This is a genomic window from Methylophilales bacterium, assembly GCA_019823025.1.
Taxonomy (GTDB): domain Bacteria; phylum Pseudomonadota; class Gammaproteobacteria; order Burkholderiales; family Methylophilaceae; genus BACL14.
The window spans coordinates 422,723-449,600 of the sequence record CP081940.1; the positions used below are offsets into that span (position 1 = coordinate 422,723).

The following is a 26,878-nucleotide window of genomic DNA, read 5'->3' on the forward strand; positions in this document are numbered from 1 at the left end:
TTTACATCCCTATAACTGAAAAAGCTTTTAGGCCGGCATAATTTATTTTAGAGCCCATCATCTCTTCAATTCTTAATAATTGATTATATTTAGCTGTCCTTTCAGATCTAGACATTGAACCAGTTTTAATTTGCATTGCATTTTTTGCTACAGCAATATCGGCAATGATTGTATCCTCTGTCTCACCTGAACGATGAGAAATAACTGAAGTATAATTCGCTTTCTTAGCTAATTTAATCGCCTCAAATGTTTCGGTAAGTGTTCCAATTTGATTCACTTTAATCAGGATTGAATTTGCTATATTTTTTTTGATTCCTTGTTCGAGGATCTTAGGGTTAGTCACAAATAAATCATCACCAACTAATTGAATGTCATGGCCTAAACGATTTGTTAAAACTTCCCAGCCATCCCAATCATTTTCATCCATACCATCCTCAATACTAATTATGGGATACTTATCACACAATGAAGATAAATAGTCCGTCATTTGTTTTGAATCAAGCGACATATTTTCAGACTTCAGCAAATATTTACCATCTTGATAATACTCAGAACTCGCACAGTCAAGAGCTAAAAAAACGTCTTTTCCAGGCTCATAACCTGCCTTTTCAATAGACTCCATAATCAGCTTTAAAGCAGATTCGTTTGACTCTAAGTTTGGTGCGAATCCTCCTTCATCACCTACAGTCGTTGATAATTTTTTTTCACTCAAAGTTTTTTGAAGTACTTGAAAAACCTCACTACCACATCGTATCGCTTCACTCATACTTGGTCTTCCAGCTGGGATAATCATAAATTCTTGTATATCTAAATTATTATCTGCATGAGCTCCACCATTTATAATATTCATCATTGGTGTCGGTAAAGACATTTCTTCACCTGAACTCAAATATTGAAACAATTCCGTCTTTTTAAAATTAGCTGCTGCTCTCGCTGTCGCCATTGAAACAGCTAAAATAGCATTTGCACCAAGATTTTTTTTATTAGGCGTTCCATCAATATTAATCATTAATTGATCTATTTTTTCTTGATCAAGAGCATCCATTGCAATGATTTTTGAAGCTATTTCACCGTTTATATTGTTGACTGCGCTCTTGACTCCCTTTCCTTGAAAGCGTTCATTATCATGATCACGAATTTCTATTGCTTCTTTACTGCCTGTAGAGGCGCCTGATGGCACAGAGGCTCTCCCCATGAACTCTCCCTCTAAAAAAACATCAGCCTCAACGGTTGGGTTTCCTCTTGAATCTATAATCATCCTTGAATGAATTTTTGTTATTTTTGGCATATGTACTAAATTATGTTCCTTGATTTAACTAACTCATCAATATCCTTTAAGGTTCCTAATAACTCGCTCATATAATCTAGAGGAACCGCATTGGGTCCATCAGATAAAGCTTCTTTTGGGTTTGGGTGTGTTTCCATAAAAACACCTGAAATGCCAGAAGCAACAGCTGCTCTGGCCAGTAAAGGGACATATTCACTCTGACCTCCACTCCTATCACCTTTGCCACCTGGCTGTTGAACTGAGTGAGTAGCATCAAAAACAACTGGGCAATTGGTCTCGCGCATAATTGATAAGCTTCTCATATCAGACACTAGTGTGTTGTACCCAAAAGATACACCTCTCTCACAGACCATAATGTTATCTTTGTTGCCATTAGCCTCCTTAGCCTTATTTACAACTTGAGTCATATCACCTGGAGCCAAAAATTGCCCTTTTTTAATATTCACCGGCTTTCCAGATTTAGCAACAGCTGTAATAAAATCAGTTTGTCGGCACAGAAAAGCAGGTGTTTGGAGAACATCAACGATCTCGGATACAGGTTTAACTTGATCTGTTGTATGGATATCAGTTAAAACCGGTAGATCAAATTGGGCTTTTACTTTCTCAAGTATTCTTAACCCCTCCTCCATACCAAAACCTCGGAATGTGCTGTTTGAACTTCTATTTGCTTTATCAAATGATGATTTAAAAATGAATGGGACACCAAGTTTTATACAAACATTTTTGAGTTCTTCAGCAACACGCAATGTCATATCTTCTGACTCAATAACGCATGGGCCTGCAATTAAAAATAAGGGTTGGTCTATGCCCACGTTAAAATTTATAAGTTTCACCTATTTTCCTTTTTTAAATTGAAGTGCGGCTCTCAAAAACGATAAAAATAATGGATGGGCATCTTTAGGGTTTGAAGTAAATTCTGGATGAAATTGGCAGCCTAGGAACCATGGATGACTTTTTTTAGGCAGCTCAACAATTTCACATAGCTTTTCTCTTGAAGTTCTAGAGGATATCGTTAAACCTGCATTACTGAGTGCCTTAACATAATTATTATTCACCTCATACCTGTGTCTGTGTCTTTCGTTCACATAGTCACCGTAAATATCATAAGCCAATGTATTTTTTTTAATTCTTGATTTTTGAGCACCAAGTCTCATAGTACCACCAAGTTCCGATGCCTCATCTCTATGTTCAATTTTGCCATCCTGTGTCTTCCATTCGCTGATCAGGGCCACTACCGGATGTGGTGTTTTAGGATTGAATTCTGTACTGTTAGCTTTCTTTAAGTCCACAACATTTCTTGCATACTCAGTTATAGCTAATTGCATCCCTAAACAAATTCCTAAAAAAGGAACTTTAGACTCTCTTGCGAACTGAATAGCCTTAATTTTCCCCTCTGTTCCTCTTTTTCCAAAACCACCTGGTATCAAGATTGCATCCATCTTTTTAAGCGGCGCTATACCTTTCTTTTGAATATCTTCAGAATCAAAGAAATGAATATTTATCTTAGCACTATTATGAATACCAGCGTGTATAAGGGCTTCTGTTAGTGATTTATATGATTCGGTTAAATCAATATATTTACCTACAAAGGCTAGGTTTATTAGCTGGCTTGATTCATCAAGAAGTTTGGTAATTTTTTCCCATTGCCTTAAGTTTGCTTTTCTAGGCTTAATATTAAGTTTTTCACACACAATTTGATCGATAAGCTGTTTATGAAGCATGACTGGGATTCGGTAAATTGAATCAGAATCAACAACTGAGATCACAGCTTTTTTTGATACATTTGTAAATAGCGCTATCTTATCTTTTTCCTCTGGTGGTAGTTTTTTTTCTGATCTACATAATAAGATGTCTGGTTGAATCCCAATTTCTCTTAACTCCTTCACTGAATGTTGTGTGGGTTTTGTTTTTAGCTCTCCAGCTGAAGAAAGCCATGGAAGAAGGGTGAGATGAATATAGCATGTATTTTCTTTACCTTCTTCAAACCCCATTTGTCTGATGGCTTCAAGAAAGGGAAGTGACTCAATATCCCCAACAGTACCACCCACCTCAACGATGACAATATCTGCATTTTTAGAGCCATCACGAATGTTTGATTTTATTTGATCGGTGATATGCGGAATTACTTGGACAGTTTTACCAAGGTATTCACCTCGTCGTTCTTTTTTAATTACTGCGTCATATACTTGGCCAGTAGTAAAATTATTCTTTTTTGTCATTTTTGATGATACAAATCTTTCATAATGACCAAGATCAAGATCAGTTTCTGCACCATCTTCAGTTACAAAAACTTCTCCATGCTGAAACGGACTCATTGTTCCTGGATCAACATTTATATAAGGATCAAGCTTAATGATGGTTACTTTTAAATTACGAGATTCTAGAATGGCTCCAAGACTTGCTGCAGAGATACCCTTTCCAAGAGAAGAAACGACGCCGCCTGTGATGAAAACATATTTCGTCATTTTAGATTTTAAAATGGTTACTGACGGATAACTATTTTACTTTAAAGATCGAAGCCTAACAATGTAATCTTTAATCTTTTACCCAACGGCTATATGAATTAAAACGATCTAAGACTTCTGCCATCTGCCTATCATTCAGCAAAAGAGGCTCTCCAATCTTTTTTGCTTCAACAAACAACCTACTTAAATGTTCAACTTCTTCTGCAACATTAAATGCTTCATTTAAATCTTTACCCACGGCAACAAGGCCATGGTTAGAAAGTAGACATGCCTTCCTATCTTGAATCGCTTTCAAAATATTATCTGATAGCTCTTTTGTTCCAAACATTGCATAGGGTGCACAACGAATTGAATCACCACCCGCTACTGCAATCATATAGTGGAATGCAGGAATGTCTTGCCCTAGGACACTAAGGGTGCTTGCAAAAACAGAATGTGTGTGAACGACTGCATTAATTTCTGGATATTTTTCTAAAATTGCCTGATGAAATTGCCATTCACTAGAAGGTTGATACTTAATCTCAGGCTGGGGAAGGTCGTCTGAGAAATTCATCCTTACCATCATATCGGTTGTTAATTTAGCGCTATCAATTCCCGTTGGTGTGATTAAGAAGCCACCTCTATCTCGACAGCTGCAATTCCCAGAGGCGCCATGATTTAATCCTGCTGACAGAAGTTTATTCGTAGTATTGAGAAGATTTTCTCTTGCGTTTATCATCATTTAATAATATCTCTAATTCTACAAGGATCAAACACACCTTTCTCACATATAAATTTTGATACATACATCGGTGGAGTGAGATCAAAGGCTGGGTTATAAGCTGGTGAGTTACCTAGATTAACCTCTATTATGTTACCTAACTTATCCACACCTTTCATAGTCATAATCTCGCTTGGGTCACGGCACTCAATTTCAAAATTACGAGTCTCTCCAGAAAAATTAATATCTATTGTACTTGATGGTGCAGCTACATAAAAAGGGATGCTATTTTCTTTTGCCACAACCGCCTTCAGGTATGTGCCTATCTTATTACAGACTTGTCCGTCCAGTGCAATTCTATCAGCTCCAACAATTACAAAGTCGACTAAACCCTCTTTCATCAAAAGACCACCTGCATTATCAGTAATCACAGTATGCCTTATTTTATATTGGCTTAACTCCCAAGCAGTTAAGCTAAGTCCTTGATTTCTTGGTCGAGTTTCATCAACCCAGACATGAACATCAAAGCCCTCATCAAATAACTTAAAGATAGGACTTAGTGCTGTTCCATGATCAACCGTTGCAAGCCATCCTGCATTACAGTGAGTTAGAATATTTATCGTTTTTTTATCTGTAGGCTTAAATAAATTATAGCCATGTAAACCTATTGAGATATTCTTCTCGATATCTTGATTTGCGAGGCTAGTGGCAAGCTCCCAACCTAACTCAGCTCTCTCTTTTTGTGAGCATTTAATTAGTACATTATAAACTTGATTAACCGCCCATGATAAATTCACAGCTGTTGGTCGTGCATTAACTAAATAGTGCTTACATTTATTTAGTGAATTGTCTGAGCTATCCCAGCTCATCGAAAGCGCAAATCCATAGGCAGCAGTTACACCTATTAAAGGGGCACCTCGAACCTGCATATTTTTGATTGCCCTTACGACCTCATCTAAGGTCTTTAGGTGAATAATTTTGAACTTGAATGGCAGAAGAGTCTGGTCTATTATTTTGACGTAAGATTGATCCTCAGAGGCCTCTATAGTCCTATAGTTTTTTGAGCCAACTAACATATCAACTCCTCCATAAAATTTCTTACCAAACAGTCCACAAAATCTGTGGATAAGATTGTGTATTAATTAACTATAAAAATGCAACCTCTCAATTTTAAAGGATTTTTTTTAATCGCTTAAATATTGAACTAAAATAAAATCTATTAAAATCAATAACTTATCCTATCTCATTGAGATTGTTAACTTTTTTATGAAAAGTTAAAGTAACTCTTTAGGTCATGTGTATAACTTACCTAATTTTGGCAATGCCTCAATAGTGTTGCGCCTTAATATATCCGCAATTACTTCTATATCAAGCCCCCTTAACTTGCCAAATATCTGTGATATTTTTTTGAGTTGGGCAGGCTCATTTGGTAATGAATTTTCTAGCCAGGATGGATTCATATCTGGAGCATCAGTTTCTAGCACAATCGACTCCATGGGAAGATTTTTTGCTAAAGATCTTACATGCTTTGCTCGCTCATATGTCAATACACCTCCAAACCCTAACTTAAATCCTAGCTTTATAAGTTGTTCTGCTTGTTGAAAGCTTCCATTGAAGGCATGGATAATCCCCCCTTTAATTGTTCTCTCTCTAATATTTTTGACAATCTGATCAATCATACCCCTGGCATGAACGATGATGGGAAGCTCAAGTTTATCCGCTATATCTAATTGTTTCTTTAATATTTTCTCTTGAGTGCTCAATGAAATATTATCTAAAAATTTATCTAGACCAATCTCACCGACCGCAACAGCATCATGCTCAACTAATAAAATGGACAATGTTTTGAAATCGTCATCTTTTACTCGATCTGCAAAAAAAGGGTGAAATCCTAGCGCTAATGAACATAAATCAAATCTCTGTGAAATCTTTATTACTTCATTTAAGTTTTCTGGGCTCACTGATGGCACAACAATACGTTCAACATCATTATTTAAACTATTTTCTATAACTCTCTCAATATTTTTAAATAAGGCCGGCTGATCTAGATGGCAGTGGGTATCAATCAAGGTCATTTTTTTTGGCCTTTAATGTCACCCTCAAGTCAGGGCCTATTTGCCTAATATCTTCAAAAGAAAACTGTATTTTTTGTTTAATATTTTTTATCTGGGTTAATTTAACCAGATTATTTGCATCAGATCCCAAAAGAATTGGGGCAATATAAATTACTAAATCATCATAATAGCCTGCCTCAATTATAGATGCTGTTAGCTTTGGTCCTGCCTCCACTAACAAATTATTTATCCCATATTCCTCGAGGTGAGAAACGAAGGATGATAGATTTATTTGATTATTTTTGAGGGGGATTTTTACTAATTTTGCTTTAGTTTTAATTAAGCTATCAAAATTATTATCAGGATCATCGCCGTAAACTATGTAAACATTGTCTTGTTGCAATATCGCTAGGTCGGGTTTAATTGAGAGATGACTATCTAAAATAAATCTTTTGGGTTGCTTGTGAGGCTCCCTATTCCTAACATTTAAATTGGGATTATCATGATTGGCTGTTCCAACACCTGTTAATATTGCGCATACATTTGCCCTCAGTTTTTGGACATCCTCTCTTGCATGCTCAGATGTTATCCACTTACTCTCGCCACCCTTAAGGCTTGTGTTGCCATCTATTGAGCTCGCTACTTTAATCGTGATAAATGGTTTTTTTTCTTTAATTCGTTTAAAAAAACCTTTGTTTAGACTAACTGCCTCCCCTTCAAGAATGCCTTGCTCTACTTCAATATTCTTAGATTTTAAGTATTTGATCCCTTGACCCGAAACAAGTGGGTTTGGATCCTGACAGGCTATAAAAACATTCCGGAATCCTGTTTTTACAATTAACTCTGCACAGGGTGGTGTCTTTCCATGATGATTGCAAGGTTCTAATGTAACGTATAAATCAGCATCTTGAGCTAACTTTCCAGCTTCATTGATAGCCATCACCTCCGCATGATGCTCTCCTGCCTTAAGATGATAGCCTTCACCAACTACTTGATCATTCTTGACAACAATTGCGCCTACACAAGGGTTAGGGGAGGTTTGCCCAAGCCCCTTTTCTGCAAGACTAAGTGCCATTCGCATATAGGAAATTTTTTTATTTGAGTTATTATCCAAGATCTTTGATTGCCGCATTAAAGTCTTCGGGGTCTGAAAAACTTTTATAGACTGATGCAAACCTAATGTAAGCTACTTTATCAAGCTTTTTGAGGGCCCTCATTACTTCCTCACCAATGTCTCGAGAGTTTATTTCTCTTTCACCCAGGGACATAATTTTTGCAATGATTTCCTCAATTGCTTTATCAATAAATTCTATTGGGACAGGTCTTTTATGAAGGGCTCTAGAAAAAGAATGAAGCAGTTTATCTCGAACAAAGTCTTCCCTCTTACCATCTTGCTTAATTACGGCTGGTAATGATAATTCGATGTACTCATATGTCGTAAATCTTTTTTCACAGACAGAACATGTGCGTCTTCGTCTAATCGATAGGCCATCCCTAATTACGCGAGAGTCTATAACCTGAGTATCTTCGGCCTTGCAAAAAGGACACTTCATAATAGTTTAGATTCCGTATACAGGAAATTTCTTTGTAAGCTCGCTTACCCTGGATTTTACACTTTTAATATTTTCAGCATTATCAGGATCATCAAGAACATCTGCAATAAAATTGCCTACAAGAGCAGCTTCATTTTCCATAAAACCTCTGGATGTAATCGCAGGTGAGCCAATACGAATGCCAGAGGTAACAAAAGGGCTCTCAGGGTCATTAGGGATTGAATTTTTATTGACAGTGATGTGTGCTTGACCTAGAACGATATCTGCTCTTTTGCCAGTCAGGTTCTTTGGAATTAAATCAATTAAAAACACATGTGATTCTGTTCTTCCAGATACAATACGATACCCCCTATCCTGCAATGCCCTCACCATTGACTGCGCATTTTTAACTACCCGTTTTTGGTATTCTTTAAACTCTGGTTTAAGTGCCTCTGCAAATGCTACTGCTTTCGCTGCAATAACATGCATTAAAGGTCCACCTTGTAACCCAGGGAAAACATATGAATTTATTATTTTTTCATACTCTGGTTTCGCAAGAATAAACCCACCCCTCGGACCCCTTAAGGACTTATGTGTAGTAGAGGTAACAAAATCTGCATAGGGCATTGGATTAGGATAGGCACCACCAGCCACCAAACCTGAATAGTGAGCTACATCCACCATAAACAGAGCGCCGACTTTTTTTGCAATTTGGCTCATTCTTTCCCAGTCAAATTTTAGCGAATATGCTGATGCGCCTCCAATAATTAATTTAGGTTTTGATTCAATTGCGAGCCTCTCCATCTCATCATAATCGATTACTTCTTGCTCATTTAAACCATAAGGGACTATGTTAAATAATTTACCAGAAAGATTAGCTGGTGAGCCGTGTGTAAGATGCCCCCCATGGCCAAGATTCATGCCCATTATAGTATCCCCTGGTTTGAGCATTGAGAAGTAAACTGCCTGATTGGCTTGACTCCCCGAGTGAGGTTGAACATTCGCATACTCGGCGCCATACAGCTCCTTTAATCTATCTATGGCTATCCTTTCAACTTCGTCAATATACTCACATCCACCATAAAATCTCTTGCCTATATACCCTTCTGCATATTTATTCGTAAGCTGAGAACCTTGTGCCTCCATAACAGCTGGCAGCGTATAGTTTTCCGAAGCAATCAGTTCGATATGCTCCTCTTGTCTCTTGTTTTCATTAACAATCTGCTTCCAAATTGCAGGGTCTAATTTTTCTAAACTGTCTGATCTTTTAAACATACTTTTTTTAATTTAATCCCAATTCTTTATTTTATCATGTCGGTTACCAAAATAATCAATAGTAGTAAGGCACATTAATATATCTTCTATATAAACATTCATGAGATATAATTTTGGATTAATAATTCACAAAATATTTGGAAGAAAAATGCTCTGGACCGACACACTAGAAATTGCAGAAAAACTTTTTGATACATATCCTGATACTGACCCCAAGACAATAAGGTTCACAGACCTAAGACAATGGGTATTAGATCTTGATGGCTTTGACGACGATCCAAACAAATGCGGAGAGCGAATCCTGGAGGCTATACAATTGGCTTGGATTGATGAATATGAGTAATGAATTACTCATCAAAAGCATCTTCAAGGCATATGATATTAGGGGTATTGTAGGCTCCGAACTCTCCAACCCCATCGTAAAAAAAATTGGTCAGGCCATTGGGACAAAAGCTTTATCACAAAAGCAAAAAACAATTTGTGTGGGCTACGATGGGAGGTTATCAAGCCCTTCACTCTCTGCTATGTTAATTGATGGACTCTTATCGACAGGTATTAATGTGATTGATATTGGCTTGTGTACCACACCCATGCTCTATTTTAGCAACTTTAACCAAGAAACAGATACCGGGGTAATGATTACAGGGAGTCATAACCCACCTGAATATAACGGTTTTAAGATAGTTATCAATAAGAAAACACTAAGCTCCAACGATATTCAAAATCTCTACCAAACAATTTTAGATTCAAACTTTTTAACTGGTGAGGGTAATAAAAAATCATTAAGTATAAAAAGCCAGTATCTCGATGAGATATCTGACTCGATAAATTTAAAAAGGCCTATGAAGGTGGCCATCGATTGCGGAAATGGTTCTGCAGGCGTCTGTGCTGAGGACTTATTCAACAGATTAGGGGTTATAACCGAACCCTTATTTTGTGATGTAGATGGCAATTTCCCCAACCATCATCCTGACCCAAGTAACCCCAAAAATCTACTAGACTTAAAGGACGCACTTAAAAAAGGTGATAGCGAGTTAGGCCTCGCCTTTGATGGTGATGCGGACCGTTTGGGTGTGGTCACAAAGGATGGTGAGATTATTTTTCCAGATAGGCAGTTATTATTGTTCTCGGAGGCTGTTTTAAAAGAATGTCCACAATCATCAATCATCTTTGATGTGAAGTCGACTCGACATTTATTTTCTTGGATTAAGGAGAAAGGGGGCATCCCCATAATATGGAAAACCGGTCACTCCTTTATCAAACAAAAAATGAAAGAGCTTAACGCCTCATTGGCAGGAGAGATGAGTGGCCATACATTCTTTAATGATAGGTGGTACGGGTTTGATGACGGACTATATGCGGCAGCAAGGTTATTGGAAATACTCAGTGAGTTCGATGACCCATCAAAAATTTTAAAGGACCTTCCTAAGGGCTTTAGTACACCTGAGTTAAATATCAAACTCAATGAGGGCGAACAACATAAATTAATTGCTGAACTTCAAGAAACCGCTAGCTTTCCTAACGCAACAGAAATAATAAAAATTGATGGGTTGAGGGTTGAATATAAAGAGGGTTTTGGGTTGATGAGGGCTTCAAATACAACGCCTGTAATCGTCCTAAGATTTGAAGCGGATACAGAAAAAAAATTACAAGAAATTCAGGACCAGTTTAAATCAATCCTCACCGAACACATATCACCAGAAAAAATTCCATTCTAAGTAGACCTTTAATCTATCACGAATCGGCTACAGCTCACGTTCAGAAATAACCCATTTACCGTTGAGGGCTTAACATCCTCCCACTCAAATGGTCGACCCTTAGAAAAAACCACCTTACCCTTGGCCATCGGCTGCTCATATAATGAGTAAGCTAAGATCCTCATTTTTTTTGATTGGCAATTAATTTCTACAAAGCTTTTAATTGACTGGTAATTTATTTTTTTGGTTACCTGAATGTTGGTGTAGTCAGTCAGTGTCCATATCCTAACCTTCTCTGCACCCCCTCTTATATTTTCAAGGTCAATAAAATAGGCTGTGTCCATTGCTTGATTTTGGTTAAGCTTGATCCAGCCTGCATTCGCTGAGATGCAAAAAAAAGAAAGGAGGTAAAAAAGTAGTATTCTCATCACACATTATTTTATATACAAATAAAAAAAAAGCCCGAAAAATCGGGCTTTTTTAATAAACAAATAATGAATTACTTGTTCATTACGTACATGGTTACTTCAAAACCAAAACGCATTTCTGTAGCAGCTGGTTTAGTCCACATAATATTTCTCCTTAAAGAAAAGTTAAAAATTAAGACTTGATAAACATAGTAGCCAATTAAATTAGCAACTATATAAACCAATCGGTAATTTCTGCATCTTAAACAACATCAAATTTTATAAAAAAATTTATTTGTTGCAAACATACATAGTTACTTCAAAACCAAAACGCATTTCAGTCGCTTGAGGTTGTGTCCACATAGTATTTCTCCTTTTTTATGTTAAATATAAATTTAAACATAAAGCAGATCATTGGAGATGTGGAAATTACTCTCCACAAGGTCCAACTTGAGATTTACAAAAACAATATTAAAGCTTTGGGAAACTTTTAATATGATGATAGGCATGAAGATAGTCTAGGTAAAATCATTAGATAAAATTTACAGAAATACAACAAAATATATTTATTATAAAAAAAACGCATACTCTGAAGAGTATGCGTTTTTTAAATATCTAAATAGTAAAATTTAGCTTATAAAACTATTCGTTCTGATCAAAGTTCACTACTGATTCATCGTCATTGGTTGGGTTGAACCCTCCATTACCACCAATCAATAGTGCGTCAGTCGGGTGGAATGCTTTCGCTTCAGTATCAACTGGCTCATCATCCAATCCAAAATCAACTTCAGAACCGTCACTTGTCTCGCCTTTACCACCCTGCGCGTTCGAGTTAACATCATCCGTTGGGTGAAACTCTTTTACTGGTTGCTTTGCAGCACAACCTGCAACAAGTGCAGCGACTGCTAATAGTGCTAATAATTTCTTCATTTTATCCTCCAAGTGTTTATCTAAAATTAAACCTAATAAAATTCAAATTTTATTTACAATCTATTGCTATAAAAACAAGTTCAAAATTAAGAATTTCGTTTTTAATATTCTTACTTTGACAATTTTATAACAAACTGTCAACACGAAAAAAAACAGAATTGAAATAAGTTGGATTTAGAAAATTTTAATTACTTATTTAAGAAAGCTGAAGAAAAGCCAAAACCAAGTGCGTTAGACTCTTTAAAAAGTTTCATTGCCTTTGTTTTTTGCTCAGGAACTATATAGCCATAATAGTAAAGAAGCCCCAATCCAAAGATGGCTCTGGGCTGTTTATTGAAAGCTGCTTTTTTTATCCACACATAAGCTTTTGGTTTACTGATACCTAAATCATTTACATAAAGTAACCATAATAAAAATTGAGTGTCAGCGTCGCCTGCCTTACCTTTTTTTTTATTTCTTCTAGCTCATTAAATGTATAAGATTTGACTTTATCTTTTAATTCTTCATTCGTTGCAATAAGTGCGGTTATGAATTCATCTTTGCGGTAATCGATATTCTGCTCAATCCAAAGGCTACTCTTGAGGTGCCCCTGTGTTGCAGCAATCATAAACCAGTCTAGTGCTGTATTTTTCTTACCTGCTTCAATTAAACTCATCGCATACTGATATTGTGCTTTAGGTAGCCCATCTTGTGCATCCTTAAGATTACCTTCAGCATGAATATAATTGCGATAAAAAAATAACTAATAAAATCAATAAGCTAGGAGTTCTAAACATGCCACCTTTCCTTATCTTTTAATGTTGGTTTTATTAAAAATTATATGTTACCCTTGTTTTAATTTAATAAATGTTGCATTTAAAATAGTTTTATACCGAATTGTTTTGGTATTTAAAGATGAACTTAATGGAGGTTTCTCTACTCACTATTGTGTAAGTAAGTACTTATGAAAATTTTATTAAAAATTATTGTTTCAGCTTTAATCCTAGTAGGTTCTTTTAATTTAAGAGCTGATGCTAATCCAGACCTGTGGCCTAATATCCATGAAAGAATGTTTGAAGACACTGAGATTATTGAAGCAGACTTCATTAAAATCGATGGACCAAAGCGGGCCGCAAGTGGCGCTCAAGTTCCAGTTAATATTAAGCTTTCAAAAACTGAAGGCATTCAGATACAAAAAATCCACCTTATTATTGATGCTAATCCAACACAACACGCGGCAACTTATCACCTCACAGATAAAACTCAGAATTTAGATTTATTCACCAGAATTCGTATGGAAACAGATTCTTTTGTGCGTGTAGTTGGACAGGATACGGATGGTAACTTATACATGAGTAAAGTAGCTATCAGAGCTTCTGGTGGTTGTAGTGGTTATATGGATGTGCATGACCCAGCATTAACAAAGGATCTTGGGAAAATTTTAGTTAAAACAAAAGATGATTTTGTTACAACACGAATAAAGCATCCTAATTTTTCAGGTTTACAAAAAGACCAAGATTCTGGAGGTTATATTCCAGAGTGGATTGTTAGGCAGATTCGTTATGACTTCAATGGTGAGAGAATTCTTGCGGTTGAAAATGACATCAGCATAAGCCAAGATCCCTATCTAAAATTTAAATTTGTAACCAATGATAAAGGTACTCTCACAGTATCAGCAACCGATACAAAAAGTACAATATTCCTCAAAAGCAAACAGATTTAATTCTTTTTCTTCCTCCTTTGAATTAGTAACCTCGTCCAGGCCAACAGGTGAGGAATTAATCCAATCAAAATAAAAGCAAAAAATATTTGAGCAACTTTAAACATATATTGTTCATAATTTTCGATAATCGTATTTAACTCAATAAGTTTGAGCTGATTTGCATTCAAATTTGTAGGGTCTACATTTTCAAGTTGATCCAAATTACATTCACTAGATAACTCCACACACATTTTCATTTCAGAATTAAAGCGTTCTGTTGCAATCTGATTTAAAAAGTATTCATTCACGAAGAGAAATATGGCTAAGAAAAAACCAATAATGGCAAATAACCAAAAAAAATGTTTGTTAAATTTTTTATTCATATGAAAATTAAGTTTATTAACAGCTAAGTAAAGATAAATTTTAAACCGGCAATGATTATAACAACACCCAATGTTTTTTTAACAGCTGAATGGTTTAGTTTCTTTATTCCTAAATGAGTTCCAATCAAAGTTCCAATGAGTACTGCAAAAATATAGATAAATATTTCGAATGGAACTGAATGAACAGAGGAAATATTACCTAATAACCCTGAGATAGAATTAAATAAAATAAAAACTGCAGCAGTCCCAGATGCACCTTTGACACTCGTCCATCCCAAGAAAATAATTAATGGAGATAAAAAAATCCCGCCGCCAGTCCCTGTAAGGCCCGATAGTAAACCAATTAAAACGCCAATAGATACAGCCGCCAAAAGGTTTAAATTCTTATTTTCATTTAACTTATTTTTTTTAAAAAAACTAAAAATAAGCTGTAGCCCAGCCAATATCAAAATTAACCCGACTAGAGGCTTATAAAACTCTGAAGGTAAAGATATATAACCTCCAACAAACGCCGCAGGAATTGAACCTGATGCAACTGGAATGAGGACTTTTAAGCTGAATAACTTATTCTTTATAAAGCGAATGCTTGCAATAGATGAGACTACAATATTTAAGATTAGGCCTATAGGCTTTATTATGCCTATTGGCGTTCCTGTTAAAGCCAAGATAGCGATATAAGCAGAAGCTCCCCCGTGACCTACAGAAGAATATAAAACTGAGCCTATAAATAATAAAAAGGCGGTAAATGAATTAGCTATTAAATACTCTATTGTAAAATTTCCATTCAAATAAAGATTAGTAAAAATATTTTGGTCGGAACGGTGAGATTCGAACTCACGACCCCTTGCACCCCATGCAAGTACGCTACCAGGCTGCGCTACGCTCCGAAAATATTACGAGGTTACTTTAAGATCTTTAAGATGTCACCTAACTGATTCTTAAAATTGTTCAGATCATTTAATGTTTCCGGCGAGGAGTCTGTGGCTAAAGGTAATTCTGATTGTGATTTTTGAATTTCTTCTTCAGAAATAACTTCTTTGATAAATTGACGATTAGAAAGCTTAGCTTTGGCACCCTGTATTGTAAAACCTTCAAAATAAAGTAATTGACGAATCTTTCTAATAAGAAGAATCTCATCTTTTTGGTAATACCTTCGATTACCTCTCCTTTTGCTTGGTTCTAATTGCGAAAATTCTTGCTCCCAATATCTCAACACATGGGGTTTTAAATCACAAAGTTTACTGACTTCACCAATCGCAAAATATCGCTTTTGAGGAAGTGGCGGTAAATCTTTTTTATGCTTGCTTTCCAGAATTGCTCTCTTCTACATTTGATTTAAGCTTCTGACTGGAGTGAAAAGTAACAACTCTTCTAGCCTTAATTGGAATTTCTTCACCTGTTTTTGGATTTCTACCTGGTCTTTCTGTTTTTGATCTCAATTCAAAATTACCAAAACCCGATAGCTTTACACTTTCCCCTTTTTCGAGTGAAGTTCGTATTTCTTCAAAAAAAGCTTCAACCATCTCCTTAGCTTCGGTTTTATTTAAACCAACTTTATCAAAGATTATTTCCGCAAGTTCAGCTTTAGTTAGTGTCATTAAATCGTCAATATTTTTTGATTAATCTTAGGGCTATCTGAGGTTGGCATCGAACTGTTGTTGAAGAACCTTTAGGGCATTCTTCACAATACTATTCACTTGCTCCTCTTCAAGCGTTTTGTAAGTATCTTGCATAAGTATAAGAAATGCAATACTTTTTTTATCTTTTTCTATATTCTCACCCTCATAAACATCAAAGGCCATTATCTCTCTTAAGTGATTAATTTTGGCTTTTTTAACTGCTTGGACCATATCATCAACGGCAATTTTTTTATCAACTACAACAGAAATATCTTTTCTAATAGGCAAGAGCTTTGAGGGGATATCAAACTCATTAATTACCTTTTTTCTAAGTGGCTCAAGATCGATTTCAAATAAAAATATATCCTCTTGAATACTAAATTTTTGTTTCCACTTAGGGTGTAACTGACCCAGCCAGCCAATTGGCTTTTCATTTTTCAAAATGCATGCTGATTTTCCTGGATGAAGTGCACCCGGCGCGTCTTTATTTGTAAATCTCAATTCACCTTCGGAGAGAGTCTCTAAATCTCCTTTGACATCATAAAAATCAATTTTCTTTGTTTTTATAGCCCACTGTTCAGGTTGTGAGCTTCCATACAAGGCTCCAGATAAGATTTGTTTTTCCGTATAACCATTATCAGATTGAGTATACGAAGCAGCAATCTCAAAAAGCCTAATTTGTGTTTGGCCTCTATTAATATTAAATAACAGGGCATCAATATGACTGCCCCATAGTCTAGATCTCATAACATCCATTTGCGATGCGATTGGATTTTCAAGTTTTATTAATTTTTTATTTTCATGAAATTCTTTTTCAATGCTTTCCTCAATAAAGCTATAGCTAACTACCTCATTGTAACCAAGGGATGACATAGCCACCTTGATTTCATACGGAGACCTGTAACCTGAATCTGATCCAAGCATCTTGATGTTTGTTGACGGTGGTATTGCCTCAATTTTTTCAAAGCCATATATGCGAATAACTTCCTCGACAAGATCTTCTTCAATGCTTAAATCAAACCTATAGCTTGGAGGTGTAACATTAAATCTATCATCATTTTCCTCAAAATTAAATTTAAGTGAAGTTAATGTTTTACTAATTTCGTTCTTATCAATATGTAAGCCCAAGACTTGACGGACTTTTTCTGTTCGTAGAGTAATTTTTTTTCTTTCTGGAAGCTCGCTTCTCGCTTCAATCACATTTGAAGCCTCACCCCCACACAAATCAATAATTTGTGATGTAGTCTCATCAAGTGTGTTACTTGTTTGTTGAAAATCAACGCCTCTTTCAAATCGGTGTGATGATTCAGTATTTAAACTATGTTTTCTAGCTACACCAGCTAAACTAAGTGGCGTAAAGAAAGCAGACTCAATCAAGAAGTTAGTTGTGTGCGATGTTACACTTGACTCAAGACCACCTATTACTCCAGCGAGTGCCAATATGTTTTTATCATCAGCAATTACTAACTCACCACCAAAAAAAGTAATTTCCTGATTATTAAGCAGCAGTAGCTTTTCTCCTTTTTTTGCATCTCTAATCTGTATGTCACCAATTATTTTATCAAGATCAAAAGCATGCATTGGCTGACCATGTTCTAGCATCATATAATTTACTATATCCACTACCGGATTTATTGAATCTATACCCCCTCTTATTAGCCTTTCCTTTAGCCACCCAGGTACCTCTTTTTTATTATTAACTTTTTGTATTTCGCGAAGGCAATATAATGGACAATCAATATTATTTTTTACATTAATTTTTATATATAAATTATTGATTTTATTGATTTCTTTTATTATATTTTCAACATAATTAAAGTTAGTCATTGCAGATATTTCTTTTGCAATACCCCTCATGCTTAAGCAGTCTGGGCGGTTTGGTGTTATCGATAAATGATATATTTGATCATCAAGAGAGAGACAATTTTTTATAGATTCTCCAACTTTACTATTTTTATTTAACTCTAAAATTCCTTCAGATTCATTTGAAATATTTATTTCTTTGGCGGAACATAACATTCCACTAGAATCAATTCCTCTGAGTTTTGCTTTTTTAATTTCAAATTTATCTAACTTGGTGCCTACTTTTGCACAAGGAACCTTAATACCAACTCTCGCGTTAGGAGCACCACAAACAATTTGAAGGTCATCTTTTTCTCCAACATTAACTTGGCAAACATTTAGACGATCGGCATTGGGATGTTTTTGTACCCCGACAATCTCACCCACCACAACAAGGTCAGATATTAAAGAGAGATCTTCAATTTCTTCAACCTCAAGCCCCCCTTGAGTAAGTATCTCGCTTAACTTAATTTCATTTAAATTTTTGTCTACGAACTCATTGAGCCATTTTTTTGAAAATTGCATATCTAGGCCTTAAATTGATTCAAGAAACGGATATCATGATTAAAAAATGGCCTAAGGTCATTAATGCCATACTTCAACATTGCCAACCTCTCGACACCTAAACCAAACGCAAAGCCTTGAAACAATTCATGATCAATTTTAGCTTGGGATAAGACATTGGGATGAACCATCCCACAACCGCCTATTTCTAGCCAACCTCCATTCCATTCCATATCAATTTCAGCAGATGGCTCTGTAAAAGGGAAAAATGAAGGTCTAAATCTAATCTTTAAATTATCATTTTCAAAAAATTTCTGTAAAAAACTTTGTGTAACCCATTTTAAATTTGCGAAGCTTATTTCTTTATCAATCCATAAGCCCTCAATCTGATGGAACATAGGCGAATGTGTGGCATCTGAATCCACCCTATAAACTCTTCCAGGGGAAATAATTCTTAATGGGGGAGGATTGTTTTCCATATACCTAATCTGAACTGATGATGTATGCGTTCTTAAAACATACTCTTTATTCAAATAAAATGTATCATGCATCGCTCTAGCTGGGTGCGACTCAGGGATATTTAACGCAGTGAAGTTATGATAATCATCTTCAATTTCTGGCCCATCTGCTGAACTAAACCCTATTGTATTGAAAATTGACTCAATTTTTTTTATGGTAATTGATATTGGATGAAGCGTCCCATTGTTTTGTTTTTTTCCGCTCAGGGTAACATCAATATTTTCATTTTTAAGCTGATCGTTCATTAGCTGAACTTGAATCTGTGTTTTTCTATCCCCTAGGGCTTTCTCGATAGATTTTTTTATATCATTTATCAGGCTCCCAACTATTGGTTTTTCTTTGCTTGGTAAGCCTGATAGGCCTTTCATTGCTTCAGTTAGTGGGCCCTGCTTTCCTAGATACTTAGACTTTACGTGATCTAAATCAGAGAGTTCAGAGACTTTTGAGAAGTCATCTTTCGCTTGTTGAATTAATTTTTTTAACTCTTCCATAATCTTTTATTATAAATAAAAAAGGAGGCTTAAAGCCCCCTTTTATAATATTGTTTAAATTAGGCGGCTCCAAGGCTTGATTTTGCAATGTCTACAAATTTTGCAAAAGCTGGCTTATCAAATACAGCCATATCTGCTAAGACTTTTCTATCAACCTCAACAGAAGCCTTTTTTAACCCATTCATAAATCTACTATAGCTCAAGCCACATTCTCTGGCACCTGCATTAATTCTTGCAATCCACAGAACCCTAAATATTCTCTTTTTCTGTCTTCTATCACGATAAGCATATTGGCCTGCCTTCATGACCGCTTGTTTTGCTACTCTGTATACATTCTTTCTTCTACCGCGGAAGCCTTTTGCAGCTTCAAAAACTTTTTTATGTCTTGCTTTGGCAGTTACGCCTCTTTTTACTCTTGGCATAGCTTACTCCTTAGCGTGTTGGCATCATCGAACGAACTCTTTTTGAATCGGTTGATGAAATGATTGTTGTACCTCTAAGATTTCTTTTTTGCTTAGTTGTCTTTTTGGTAAGAATATGTCGAAGGTGTGAATGGGTTCTCTTAATTAAGCCATTACCCAGAAACTTGAAACGTTTCTTAGCACCACTTTTGGTTTTCATTTTTGGCATTTTTTTCTCCTTATTGTTATTTATAAAAGTGCTTCGGCATGCCTATTAGCCTTATCACAAATATTTACTACTTGCCTTCTACTTCTTTTTCCTCAATTACTTCATCAGCTTTCGCTTTACTTTTAGCTTTTGGATTTTTATGTGGCTGAAGCACCATTACCATTTGCCTCCCTTCCATTTTAGGAAACTGCTCCACAACTGCATAATCCAATAAATCTGCTTCTACTCTTTTCAATAAAGCTAATCCAAGTTGCTGGAAAGTAATTTCTCTCCCTCTAAACCTTAAGGTGACCTTAACTTTATCCCCAACCGTCAAAAAAGCGGTGATCTTACGTAGCTTAATGTTGTAATCACCGTCATCTGTTCCAGGTCTAAATTTGATTTCTTTGACCTGAACATTTTTTTGTTTCATTCTAGCAGCATGCATCTGTTTACTTTGTGCATACTTATATTTACCAAAATCCATCAGCCTACATACGGGCGGTGCTGCTTTTGGTGCAATTTCAACTAAATCTGTATCAAGCTCTTCTGCTTGAGCGAATGCTTCAGACAGATTAACAATACCAAGCGCTTCTCCCTTAACACCTACTAACCTTATTTCTTCAGCAGTAATATCTCGGTTAATGCGAACATTCTTATCAAGCGCTATAACAAACTCCCTAAATTTTTTTAATCAAATAAAACACTTAAGACTTATCAGAAATCTCTTTATTTAAATTCTTTAACAGAGCATCTAAAGACATTGAACCGAGGTCATCACCCTTTTGATTCCTTACTGAAACTTGGCTAGTTTCTTTTTCCCTGTCTCCAACAACCAATATGTAAGGTACCCTCTGGATGCTATGTTCGCGTATTTTATAGGTAATCTTCTCATTTCTCAAGTCTGAATTACATCTGATGTTATTTTGCCTTAACGACTCTGTAACTTCCTTAGCATACTCGCTGTGTGCATCTGCAATATTTAATACAATTGCCTGAACGGGTGACAACCATAAAGGCATAAACCCGGCGTAATGTTCAATCAAAATTCCAATAAACCTTTCCATCGAGCCTACGATTGCCCTATGCAACATCACAGGATTTTTCCGGCTATTATCTTCCGAAATATATTCAGCTCCCAATCTCTCTGGTAAATTAAAATCAAGTTGGATGGTGCCACATTGCCATATTCTTCCTAAGCTATCTTTGAGGGAGTACTCTATCTTAGGCCCATAAAAAGCCCCCTCGCCCTCTTGTAATGTATATTCAATCCCTGTCTCTTTAAGCGCATCTTCTAGAGCCAATTCGGCTTTTTCCCAGATATCATCTGTTCCTACTCTTTTTTCAGGTCTTGTTGATAACATTACCAACACATTATCAAAGCCAAAAGCTGAGTAGACCTCATACAACATCTTACTAAAATCCTTCACCTCACTTTTTATTTGTTCTTCGGTACAAAAGATATGAGCATCATCTTGAGTAAATCCCCTAACCCTTAACAAACCATGAAGGGCCCCAGAGGGTTCATTACGATGACATGAACCAAATTCTGCTAGCCTTAGAGGTAAGTCTCTATAGCTATGAAGGCTATTATTAAATATTTGTACGTGCCCAGGACAGTTCATGGGTTTCACTGCATACTCTCTATTCTCTGAGGCGGTCGTAAACATATTTTCATGATAGTTGTCCCAATGCCCTGAGCTTTTCCAAAGCTCTTTATCAAGAACCGTAGGGGTTTTAATTTCATCATAACCATAATCAAGAGATTTTTGACGGAGATAATTTTCAATTTCAAGCCAAATTGACCAGCCTTTAGCGTGCCAAAAGATCATTCCAGGTGATGTATCTTGCATATGAAAAAGGTCTAATAATTTGCCTAGCTTACGGTGGTCTCTTTTTTCAGCTTCCTCTAATCTTTTAAGGTAATCTTTTAATTCATCCTTATTATTCCAGGCAGTTCCATAAATTCTTTGTAGCATTTCATTCTTCGAATCACCACGCCAGTATGCACCTGCGAGCTTCATTAATTTGAAAACTTTTAACTTTCCTGTTGAAGGAACGTGAGGGCCTCTGCATAGATCGGTAAAATCACCTTGCTCATATAAAGAAACTTCCTCCCCTTCGGGTATAGAGGAAATTATTTCAGATTTATATTTTTCACCGATAGACTCAAAATAATCAATTGCAGTCTGTCTTTGCATTACTTTTCTATTAATTTCTAAATTTTGCTTAGCGAGCTCGTTCATTTTTTTCTCAATTTGAGCTAAATCCTCTGGAGTAAAAGGACGCTTGTATGAAAAATCATAATAAAAGCCATCCTCTATAACAGGTCCAATAGTGACTTGCACGTCAGGGAAAATAGTTTTTACAGCTTGTGCAAGAAGATGGGCAGTTGAGTGCCTAATTATATCTAGGCTTTCAGGGCTTTTTGAGGTAATAATAGATAAGTTTGTATCTTCAGAAATTTCATAACTTAAATCTACTAACTGATCTTGAATTTTTCCTGCTAACGCCGCTCGAGTCAAACCTTCACCAATGTCTTTGGCAACATCAGCGATAGATACCACCTGATTATATTTTTTTACTGAACCATCGGGAAGCGTAATATTAGGCATATATTAATAAGATAAATAACAAATATTTTATAAGGTTTTACACAATCAAGATAGCATTATCTATCTGATGGTAGGCACGATTGGATTCGAACCAACGACCCCCACAATGTCAATGTGGTGCTCTAACCAACTGAGCTACGCGCCTATAATTAATGCGCCATTCTATACTAGGGAGAAGTCTGAATCAAATAAGCTGTAGCTTCATATAGAGTTTTTTTCTACTTGTATAAGCTCTATATAGCCATTCTTAAAACTTGGATATTTATATTTAAATTGAAGATTAGGAATGAGAGATGATCTTAAACGTTTACCTAAAACCTGTCTTGAATTTAGTTTATTGCTTTTATTCAAGTTAAGGTGCTGCCTTATCCAATTTAATAGATCATATAACCTTACAGGCTCGTTATCAGTAAGAAGGTATAGTTTCTCAGGAACCCTATTACTCAGGCATTGTTTGATTAAAAATAAGATGAAGTTGGCTGCATCCTCCTCATTTATTCTGTTCGTCCATCTATCAAATTCTGGCCATTTATCTGGGTCTTGTGACAAATTGATCATGTAATTTCTTCCTGTTCCATAAATGCCTGATAGCCTGAGAATCGTATAATTAAAATTGACTGAATTCATTAATTTCTCAGCTTCTAGCAAAATAATACCTCGATAATTTTCTGGGTGAGTTTCTGAAAACTCATCTATAAATTGTTCTGAATTTTCACCATAAACACTCGTACTTGAGATAAAGAAAAGGTGCTGAAAATTTTTAATGCAATTTATTGATTTAATAACTTGCTTCAAGCCTTCGACATAGTTTTTTTGGTAGCTCTTTTCTGATGGGCTGTCTGCTGAGAGGCAGTAGATAATGAAGTGAGGTGAAATTCTTTTTACCTGATCAAAAAAAGATTTATCAAATATGTCTTGCTCTAAGATATTTATATTAGGCGAAGTAATTTTCTTTCTTTTCAGCCCGATTAAATCTAGGGGCATGTCTTTCGCAAATAACCCTACTTTTTGCCCTAGTTTTCCGCAACCGATAATCAGTATTTTTTTATTTTTTACTTCCAAATGACTTTGTAGATGAACCCAGGGAATGAAAATACTAGAAACAGAAAAAATGTGACGGCATAAAACTCCCAGTCCTGAGAGTGCACATTGCCTATAGATTTTTTTTCAACAAAAAAGAATAACAACCCAAGTAAAAAATACATGCATATAATTTCAACAAAGATAACTGGCAACGATTTGGGCTTCTTTAGTGCCTTGAAAATCAAAAAAGGCTTACTAAACCATGGGAGATTTGCAGCGGCAATAGAAATAAAAAGTAGCAGCCAAATTAACACTACAAGCTCCCCCCTACTGCTAAAGCACTGATGCTCATTAAAGTTTTAGGGAAAATACCCAGAACCAGCAAACTACCTGCATTTATTGTTAAAACTGAAAGCATGGGTAAAAAAGTTTTTTTCTTAATCTTTTTATCTGTTTTTTCAAAATACATTAATCTTATAATTCTCAAGTAATAATACATGCCTATTAAAGCCATAATTATTGCAACCAAAGCTGGCCAAACTGCTTCTTCATTGATCACAACCTGAAGGACCGAGAATTTTGCATAAAATCCAATTGTTGGAGGTATGCCGGCTAGGCTAAACATGACTATCATCATTAAAAAAGCTTCCCATGGGTTTGTTTGACTCAACCCTTTTAGGTCATCAATAAATTCAATTGATTTTTGTGAATTTGATAAAAGTATAATAAGCCCAAAAACGGCAAGCGTCATAATAATATATGTCGTTAGATAAAAAATTGAAGCCTGCACGCCACCTATTGTTCCAACATAGAAACCAAGCAAAATAAATCCAATATGAGAGATGGTTGAATAAGCTAGCATTCTTTTAATTTTCTTCTGGGCTATCGCGGTGATATTGCCAATAGCCATTGATAAAACCGCCATGATTAATAACATTTGTTGCCAATCAACTACTAAGTAGTCTAGGCCTTGAAAAAGGAATCGAATCAACATCGCAACGGCAGCAAACTTTGGTACAGTGCTTATCATCATGGTAACAGGCGTAATGGAACCCTCGTAAACATCAGGTACCCACATTTGGAAAGGGACTGCACCTAACTTAAAAGCTATACCAACAACAATAAATACTAATCCGAATACAAGTAACTCTGAATTAATCTCTTGGGTTTGAATAACATTACCTATTGTATATAGGTCGAGAGAGCCTGAGAATCCATATAGCATTGACATTCCGTAGAGAAGAAGTCCTGAGGCCAATGCACCCAAAACAAAATACTTAATGGCTGCTTCATTTGATTTTTTATCGTCTCTGTTGAGTGCTATAAGGGCATACAAACTTAAAGAAAGCAACTCTAAACCCATGTACATAAGTAATAGGTTCTTGCTTGAAATCATCAACATAACCCCTAAAATAGCAAAGAGGGATAGGCTGAAATATTCACCATTTAATAAATTTTTATCAAGTAAATAGTTTCTACTATAAATAAAAACAATAGATAAGGTGATGTAGCTCATCATTTTCAAAAACATCGCGAGGCTATCAAATATAAACATATCTTTAAAAGCAAATTGTGGATCACTAAAGCCAAGCGACGCAGTTAATAATCCTGCGACAAGAAGTGTGAGTTGAGATAAACCATAAATAAAATGCTTATTTTTATCTTGAACAAATAAATCTAACAATAAAATTAGCATTGCCATGAGAGCTACAAAAATTTCAGGAGCTAATAAATTTAATTGTGAGATCAAGTTACTCATAAAATCCCTTCTTTAGAAAAACTTACTAGCTCTATAAATTGTAAAACTGATGAATTTGTAATATCTGATATTATTTTAGGGTAGACGCCCACCAAAATTATTAACGCGGCAAGCACTCCGAGAATCAGAAACTCTCTTGAATTAATATCTGATAATTTTGCTACAGCTGCGTTACCTACATCACCATAAAAGACTCGCTTAATTAACCATAGTGAATAAGAAGCCCCTAAAATTAAAGTAGTGGCTGCAATAAAGGCAATCCAAAAGTTTTCTTTCATTGCACCCAAGATAACCATGAACTCCCCAACAAATCCTGAAGTTCCTGGGAGCCCTGCGTTTGCCATTGCAAAGAAAACAGCAAATGCAGTAAACAATGGCATTTTATTAATTACACCACCATATTTTTTTATTTCTCTTGTGTGGGTTTGGTCATAAAGGATACCAACACATATGAACATCGCTGCTGAAATAAAGCCATGCGAAATCATTTGAATATAAGCGCCTTCAACGGCTAATGGTGATATTAGAAATAAACCCAAGGTAACAAATCCCATATGCGATATTGATGAGTAGGCTATTAATTTTTTCATATCCTTTTGGATTAAGGCTACAAGTGCGATATAGACGATGGCAATTAGAGATAATGAAATCATAAGAGGCTTAAGTAACAAAGTTGCATCAGGAGAGATGGGCATTGCAAAACGAATAAAACTATACCCGCCCAGTTTTAACATAATCGCTGCTAGTATAACTGAGCCTCCAGTTGGTGCCTGTACATGGGCATCAGGGAGCCATGTATGCAGTGGCCACATTGGAATCTTGACCGCAAAGGCCATAAAAAATGCAAGAAAAATAAGAATTTGCGCTTCCAAGGAGATGGGTAAGTAATAATAATCAATTATTGAAAAAGTGCCGCTTTTAAAATAGAGGTATAAAAAAGCTATCAACATTAATAGTGAGCCTAAGACTGTGTATAAGAAAAATTTAATAGTTGCATAAATTCTATTCGGGCCACCCCATATACCGATGATTAAAAACATCGGAATCAGCATTGCCTCCCAAAAAATATAGTACAAGATGGAATCCAGAGCACAGAAAACACCAATCATTAATCCCGACATAATTAAGAATGCACTGTAATAGCTTGCCGATTTAAATTTTTGTGATTGATATGAAATCAAAATAACCATAATAGTCATGAAACTAGTCAGCAGGATCAGTGGGACCGAAAATCCATCAACTCCTAGGTGATAGTTAATATTGAATGGCGTAATCCAATGATGAAACTCTTGAAACTGAAAGGTTGATAATGTGGTATTAAAATTTTTATATATTGGGATAGTCACAATAAAAGACACAAGCGCGCCAAACAAGGCAACATAATTAATTTTTCTTATGCTTAATTTTTTATTTAAAATTAGCAATAAGATACCAAAAAATATTGGTGACCAGATTGCGATTGATAAAATATGATTAGCTATCATT

At 35.7% G+C, this 26,878-nt stretch carries 32 protein-coding genes and 2 tRNA genes; 3 read left to right on the forward strand and 31 right to left on the reverse strand.

The features are described from left to right. Nucleotide 1: 1 nt before the first annotated feature. The 9 genes from eno to K6112_02220 all read right to left on the reverse strand — a co-directional run bounded on the left by eno (nt 2) and on the right by K6112_02220 (nt 9,314). On the reverse strand, nt 2-1,288 hold the full coding sequence (gene eno / locus K6112_02180; GenBank protein ID QZP18178.1) for a phosphopyruvate hydratase: 1,287 nt from the start codon (nt 1,286-1,288) through the stop codon (nt 2-4). Between the two features lie 5 nt (nt 1,289-1,293). Next, complete coding sequence (gene kdsA, locus K6112_02185; protein QZP18179.1) at nt 1,294-2,121, reverse strand: 3-deoxy-8-phosphooctulonate synthase; 828 nt, start codon at nt 2,119-2,121, stop codon at nt 1,294-1,296. Beyond that, nucleotides 2,122-3,753, reverse strand: coding sequence for a CTP synthase (locus K6112_02190; GenBank protein ID QZP18180.1), 1,632 nt, complete (start codon nt 3,751-3,753; stop codon nt 2,122-2,124). It lies immediately after the preceding gene. Nucleotides 3,754-3,823: 70 nt separating this feature from the next. Beyond that, nucleotides 3,824-4,471: a class II aldolase/adducin family protein gene (locus K6112_02195; protein ID QZP18458.1), complete on the reverse strand. Its 648-nt coding sequence runs from the start codon at nt 4,469-4,471 to the stop codon at nt 3,824-3,826. Continuing rightward, on the reverse strand, nt 4,471-5,529 hold the full coding sequence (mtnA, locus tag K6112_02200) for an S-methyl-5-thioribose-1-phosphate isomerase (protein ID QZP18181.1): 1,059 nt from the start codon (nt 5,527-5,529) through the stop codon (nt 4,471-4,473). The genes K6112_02195 and mtnA overlap by 1 nt, the downstream gene beginning before the upstream one ends. Nucleotides 5,530-5,745: 216 nt before the next feature. Next, nucleotides 5,746-6,528 (reverse strand): TatD family hydrolase, encoded by a 783-nt coding sequence (locus K6112_02205; protein ID QZP18182.1) that lies wholly within the window; start codon nt 6,526-6,528, stop codon nt 5,746-5,748. After that, complete coding sequence (ribD, locus tag K6112_02210) at nt 6,515-7,582, reverse strand: bifunctional diaminohydroxyphosphoribosylaminopyrimidine deaminase/5-amino-6-(5-phosphoribosylamino)uracil reductase RibD (GenBank protein QZP18183.1); 1,068 nt, start codon at nt 7,580-7,582, stop codon at nt 6,515-6,517. The genes K6112_02205 and ribD overlap by 14 nt, the downstream gene beginning before the upstream one ends. A 31-nt stretch (nt 7,583-7,613) precedes the next feature. Then, a complete protein-coding gene (nrdR, locus tag K6112_02215; protein ID QZP18184.1) occupies nt 7,614-8,060 on the reverse strand; it encodes a transcriptional regulator NrdR in 447 nt (148 codons plus the stop codon). 6 nt (nt 8,061-8,066) lie between these two features. After that, nucleotides 8,067-9,314, reverse strand: coding sequence for a serine hydroxymethyltransferase (locus K6112_02220; protein ID QZP18185.1), 1,248 nt, complete (start codon nt 9,312-9,314; stop codon nt 8,067-8,069). A 148-nt stretch (nt 9,315-9,462) separates the two neighbouring features. On the opposite strand from K6112_02220, the gene iscX reads away from it, so the two are divergent. Then, the gene (iscX, locus tag K6112_02225; GenBank protein QZP18459.1) at nt 9,463-9,657 is read left to right on the forward strand and encodes a Fe-S cluster assembly protein IscX; all 195 of its coding nucleotides are present in this window, start codon (nt 9,463-9,465) and stop codon (nt 9,655-9,657) included. Next, nucleotides 9,650-11,032 carry a phosphomannomutase/phosphoglucomutase gene (locus tag K6112_02230; protein ID QZP18186.1) on the forward strand — a complete coding sequence of 461 codons (1,383 nt, stop codon included), beginning with the start codon at nt 9,650-9,652 and terminating at the stop codon, nt 11,030-11,032. Before iscX ends, K6112_02230 begins: the two co-directional genes overlap by 8 nt. Nucleotides 11,033-11,040: 8 nt before the next feature. Here the strand turns inward: K6112_02230 and K6112_02235 are convergent, their stop codons facing one another. The 6 genes from K6112_02235 to K6112_02260 all read right to left on the reverse strand — a co-directional run bounded on the left by K6112_02235 (nt 11,041) and on the right by K6112_02260 (nt 13,003). Beyond that, nucleotides 11,041-11,442 (reverse strand): hypothetical protein, encoded by a 402-nt coding sequence (locus K6112_02235; GenBank protein QZP18187.1) that lies wholly within the window; start codon nt 11,440-11,442, stop codon nt 11,041-11,043. Between the two features lie 68 nt (nt 11,443-11,510). Next, nucleotides 11,511-11,582 carry a pyrroloquinoline quinone precursor peptide PqqA gene (pqqA, locus tag K6112_02240; protein QZP18460.1) on the reverse strand — a complete coding sequence of 24 codons (72 nt, stop codon included), beginning with the start codon at nt 11,580-11,582 and terminating at the stop codon, nt 11,511-11,513. Between the two features lie 127 nt (nt 11,583-11,709). Then, nucleotides 11,710-11,781 (reverse strand): pyrroloquinoline quinone precursor peptide PqqA, encoded by a 72-nt coding sequence (gene pqqA / locus K6112_02245; protein QZP18461.1) that lies wholly within the window; start codon nt 11,779-11,781, stop codon nt 11,710-11,712. Nucleotides 11,782-12,060: 279 nt separating this feature from the next. Next, the gene (locus K6112_02250; protein ID QZP18188.1) at nt 12,061-12,360 is read right to left on the reverse strand and encodes a hypothetical protein; all 300 of its coding nucleotides are present in this window, start codon (nt 12,358-12,360) and stop codon (nt 12,061-12,063) included. 176 nt (nt 12,361-12,536) lie between these two features. After that, complete coding sequence (locus tag K6112_02255) at nt 12,537-12,707, reverse strand: hypothetical protein (protein QZP18189.1); 171 nt, start codon at nt 12,705-12,707, stop codon at nt 12,537-12,539. 32 nt (nt 12,708-12,739) lie between these two features. Beyond that, nucleotides 12,740-13,003 (reverse strand): hypothetical protein, encoded by a 264-nt coding sequence (locus tag K6112_02260; protein QZP18190.1) that lies wholly within the window; start codon nt 13,001-13,003, stop codon nt 12,740-12,742. Between the two features lie 288 nt (nt 13,004-13,291). On the opposite strand from K6112_02260, the gene K6112_02265 reads away from it, so the two are divergent. After that, complete coding sequence (locus tag K6112_02265) at nt 13,292-14,050, forward strand: quinoprotein dehydrogenase-associated SoxYZ-like carrier (protein QZP18191.1); 759 nt, start codon at nt 13,292-13,294, stop codon at nt 14,048-14,050. Here K6112_02265 and K6112_02270 read toward each other — a convergent pair. The 16 genes from K6112_02270 to K6112_02345 form a co-directional block, all read right to left on the reverse strand. Next, entirely contained in the window at nt 14,047-14,412 is a 366-nt protein-coding gene (locus tag K6112_02270; GenBank protein QZP18192.1) for a hypothetical protein, read from the reverse strand. The genes K6112_02265 and K6112_02270 overlap by 4 nt on opposite strands. 23 nt (nt 14,413-14,435) lie before the next feature. Further along, nucleotides 14,436-15,200 (reverse strand): sulfite exporter TauE/SafE family protein, encoded by a 765-nt coding sequence (locus K6112_02275; protein ID QZP18193.1) that lies wholly within the window; start codon nt 15,198-15,200, stop codon nt 14,436-14,438. Between the two features lie 22 nt (nt 15,201-15,222). Next, nucleotides 15,223-15,299 (reverse strand) — tRNA-Pro (locus tag K6112_02280). A 14-nt stretch (nt 15,300-15,313) separates the two neighbouring features. Then, nucleotides 15,314-15,727 (reverse strand): MerR family transcriptional regulator, encoded by a 414-nt coding sequence (locus K6112_02285; GenBank protein ID QZP18462.1) that lies wholly within the window; start codon nt 15,725-15,727, stop codon nt 15,314-15,316. Beyond that, the gene (locus K6112_02290) at nt 15,708-16,010 is read right to left on the reverse strand and encodes an integration host factor subunit alpha (protein QZP18194.1); all 303 of its coding nucleotides are present in this window, start codon (nt 16,008-16,010) and stop codon (nt 15,708-15,710) included. The genes K6112_02285 and K6112_02290 overlap by 20 nt, the downstream gene beginning before the upstream one ends. Before the next feature lie 33 nt (nt 16,011-16,043). Further along, complete coding sequence (gene pheT / locus K6112_02295; protein QZP18195.1) at nt 16,044-18,398, reverse strand: phenylalanine--tRNA ligase subunit beta; 2,355 nt, start codon at nt 18,396-18,398, stop codon at nt 16,044-16,046. Nucleotides 18,399-18,400: 2 nt separating this feature from the next. Next, on the reverse strand, nt 18,401-19,387 hold the full coding sequence (gene pheS, locus K6112_02300; protein QZP18196.1) for a phenylalanine--tRNA ligase subunit alpha: 987 nt from the start codon (nt 19,385-19,387) through the stop codon (nt 18,401-18,403). A gap of 59 nt (nt 19,388-19,446) precedes the next feature. Further along, the gene (rplT, locus tag K6112_02305) at nt 19,447-19,809 is read right to left on the reverse strand and encodes a 50S ribosomal protein L20 (GenBank protein ID QZP18197.1); all 363 of its coding nucleotides are present in this window, start codon (nt 19,807-19,809) and stop codon (nt 19,447-19,449) included. A gap of 10 nt (nt 19,810-19,819) precedes the next feature. Continuing rightward, complete coding sequence (gene rpmI / locus K6112_02310; protein ID QZP18198.1) at nt 19,820-20,017, reverse strand: 50S ribosomal protein L35; 198 nt, start codon at nt 20,015-20,017, stop codon at nt 19,820-19,822. 67 nt (nt 20,018-20,084) lie between these two features. Beyond that, nucleotides 20,085-20,666 (reverse strand): translation initiation factor IF-3, encoded by a 582-nt coding sequence (gene infC, locus K6112_02315; protein QZP18463.1) that lies wholly within the window; start codon nt 20,664-20,666, stop codon nt 20,085-20,087. Nucleotides 20,667-20,703: 37 nt separating this feature from the next. Continuing rightward, nucleotides 20,704-22,611 carry a threonine--tRNA ligase gene (gene thrS / locus K6112_02320; GenBank protein QZP18199.1) on the reverse strand — a complete coding sequence of 636 codons (1,908 nt, stop codon included), beginning with the start codon at nt 22,609-22,611 and terminating at the stop codon, nt 20,704-20,706. A gap of 68 nt (nt 22,612-22,679) precedes the next feature. Then, a tRNA-Val gene (locus K6112_02325) sits at nt 22,680-22,756 on the reverse strand. A 56-nt stretch (nt 22,757-22,812) separates the two neighbouring features. Next, entirely contained in the window at nt 22,813-23,673 is an 861-nt protein-coding gene (locus K6112_02330; GenBank protein ID QZP18200.1) for a sugar nucleotide-binding protein, read from the reverse strand. Then, nucleotides 23,664-23,948, reverse strand: coding sequence for a DUF2818 family protein (locus K6112_02335; GenBank protein QZP18201.1), 285 nt, complete (start codon nt 23,946-23,948; stop codon nt 23,664-23,666). Before K6112_02335 ends, K6112_02330 begins: the two co-directional genes overlap by 10 nt. After that, entirely contained in the window at nt 23,948-25,393 is a 1,446-nt protein-coding gene (gene nuoN / locus K6112_02340) for an NADH-quinone oxidoreductase subunit NuoN (GenBank protein QZP18202.1), read from the reverse strand. Before nuoN ends, K6112_02335 begins: the two co-directional genes overlap by 1 nt. Next, nucleotides 25,390-26,877 (reverse strand): NADH-quinone oxidoreductase subunit M, encoded by a 1,488-nt coding sequence (locus K6112_02345; GenBank protein ID QZP18203.1) that lies wholly within the window; start codon nt 26,875-26,877, stop codon nt 25,390-25,392. The genes nuoN and K6112_02345 overlap by 4 nt, the downstream gene beginning before the upstream one ends. Nucleotide 26,878: the final 1 nt, after the last annotated feature.

Coding starts and splice junctions, on each gene's coding strand:
- eno (QZP18178.1), bottom strand. CDS start 1,288: ATGCCAAAAATAACAAAAATTCATTCAAGGATGATTATAGATTCAAGA.
- K6112_02190 (QZP18180.1), bottom strand. CDS start 3,753: ATGACGAAATATGTTTTCATCACAGGCGGCGTCGTTTCTTCTCTTGGA.
- K6112_02195 (QZP18458.1), bottom strand. CDS start 4,471: ATGATAAACGCAAGAGAAAATCTTCTCAATACTACGAATAAACTTCTG.
- mtnA (QZP18181.1), bottom strand. CDS start 5,529: ATGTTAGTTGGCTCAAAAAACTATAGGACTATAGAGGCCTCTGAGGAT.
- K6112_02205 (QZP18182.1), bottom strand. CDS start 6,528: ATGACCTTGATTGATACCCACTGCCATCTAGATCAGCCGGCCTTATTT.
- ribD (QZP18183.1), bottom strand. CDS start 7,582: ATGGCACTTAGTCTTGCAGAAAAGGGGCTTGGGCAAACCTCCCCTAAC.
- nrdR (QZP18184.1), bottom strand. CDS start 8,060: ATGAAGTGTCCTTTTTGCAAGGCCGAAGATACTCAGGTTATAGACTCT.
- K6112_02220 (QZP18185.1), bottom strand. CDS start 9,314: ATGTTTAAAAGATCAGACAGTTTAGAAAAATTAGACCCTGCAATTTGG.
- iscX (QZP18459.1), top strand. CDS start 9,463: ATGCTCTGGACCGACACACTAGAAATTGCAGAAAAACTTTTTGATACA.
- K6112_02230 (QZP18186.1), top strand. CDS start 9,650: ATGAGTAATGAATTACTCATCAAAAGCATCTTCAAGGCATATGATATT.
- K6112_02260 (QZP18190.1), bottom strand. CDS start 13,003: ATGAGTTTAATTGAAGCAGGTAAGAAAAATACAGCACTAGACTGGTTT.
- K6112_02265 (QZP18191.1), top strand. CDS start 13,292: ATGAAAATTTTATTAAAAATTATTGTTTCAGCTTTAATCCTAGTAGGT.
- K6112_02270 (QZP18192.1), bottom strand. CDS start 14,412: ATGAATAAAAAATTTAACAAACATTTTTTTTGGTTATTTGCCATTATT.
- K6112_02290 (QZP18194.1), bottom strand. CDS start 16,010: ATGACACTAACTAAAGCTGAACTTGCGGAAATAATCTTTGATAAAGTT.
- pheT (QZP18195.1), bottom strand. CDS start 18,398: ATGCAATTTTCAAAAAAATGGCTCAATGAGTTCGTAGACAAAAATTTA.
- pheS (QZP18196.1), bottom strand. CDS start 19,387: ATGGAAGAGTTAAAAAAATTAATTCAACAAGCGAAAGATGACTTCTCA.
- rplT (QZP18197.1), bottom strand. CDS start 19,809: ATGCCAAGAGTAAAAAGAGGCGTAACTGCCAAAGCAAGACATAAAAAA.
- rpmI (QZP18198.1), bottom strand. CDS start 20,017: ATGCCAAAAATGAAAACCAAAAGTGGTGCTAAGAAACGTTTCAAGTTT.
- thrS (QZP18199.1), bottom strand. CDS start 22,611: ATGCCTAATATTACGCTTCCCGATGGTTCAGTAAAAAAATATAATCAG.
- nuoN (QZP18202.1), bottom strand. CDS start 25,393: ATGAGTAACTTGATCTCACAATTAAATTTATTAGCTCCTGAAATTTTT.
- K6112_02345 (QZP18203.1), bottom strand. CDS start 26,877: ATGATAGCTAATCATATTTTATCAATCGCAATCTGGTCACCAATATTT.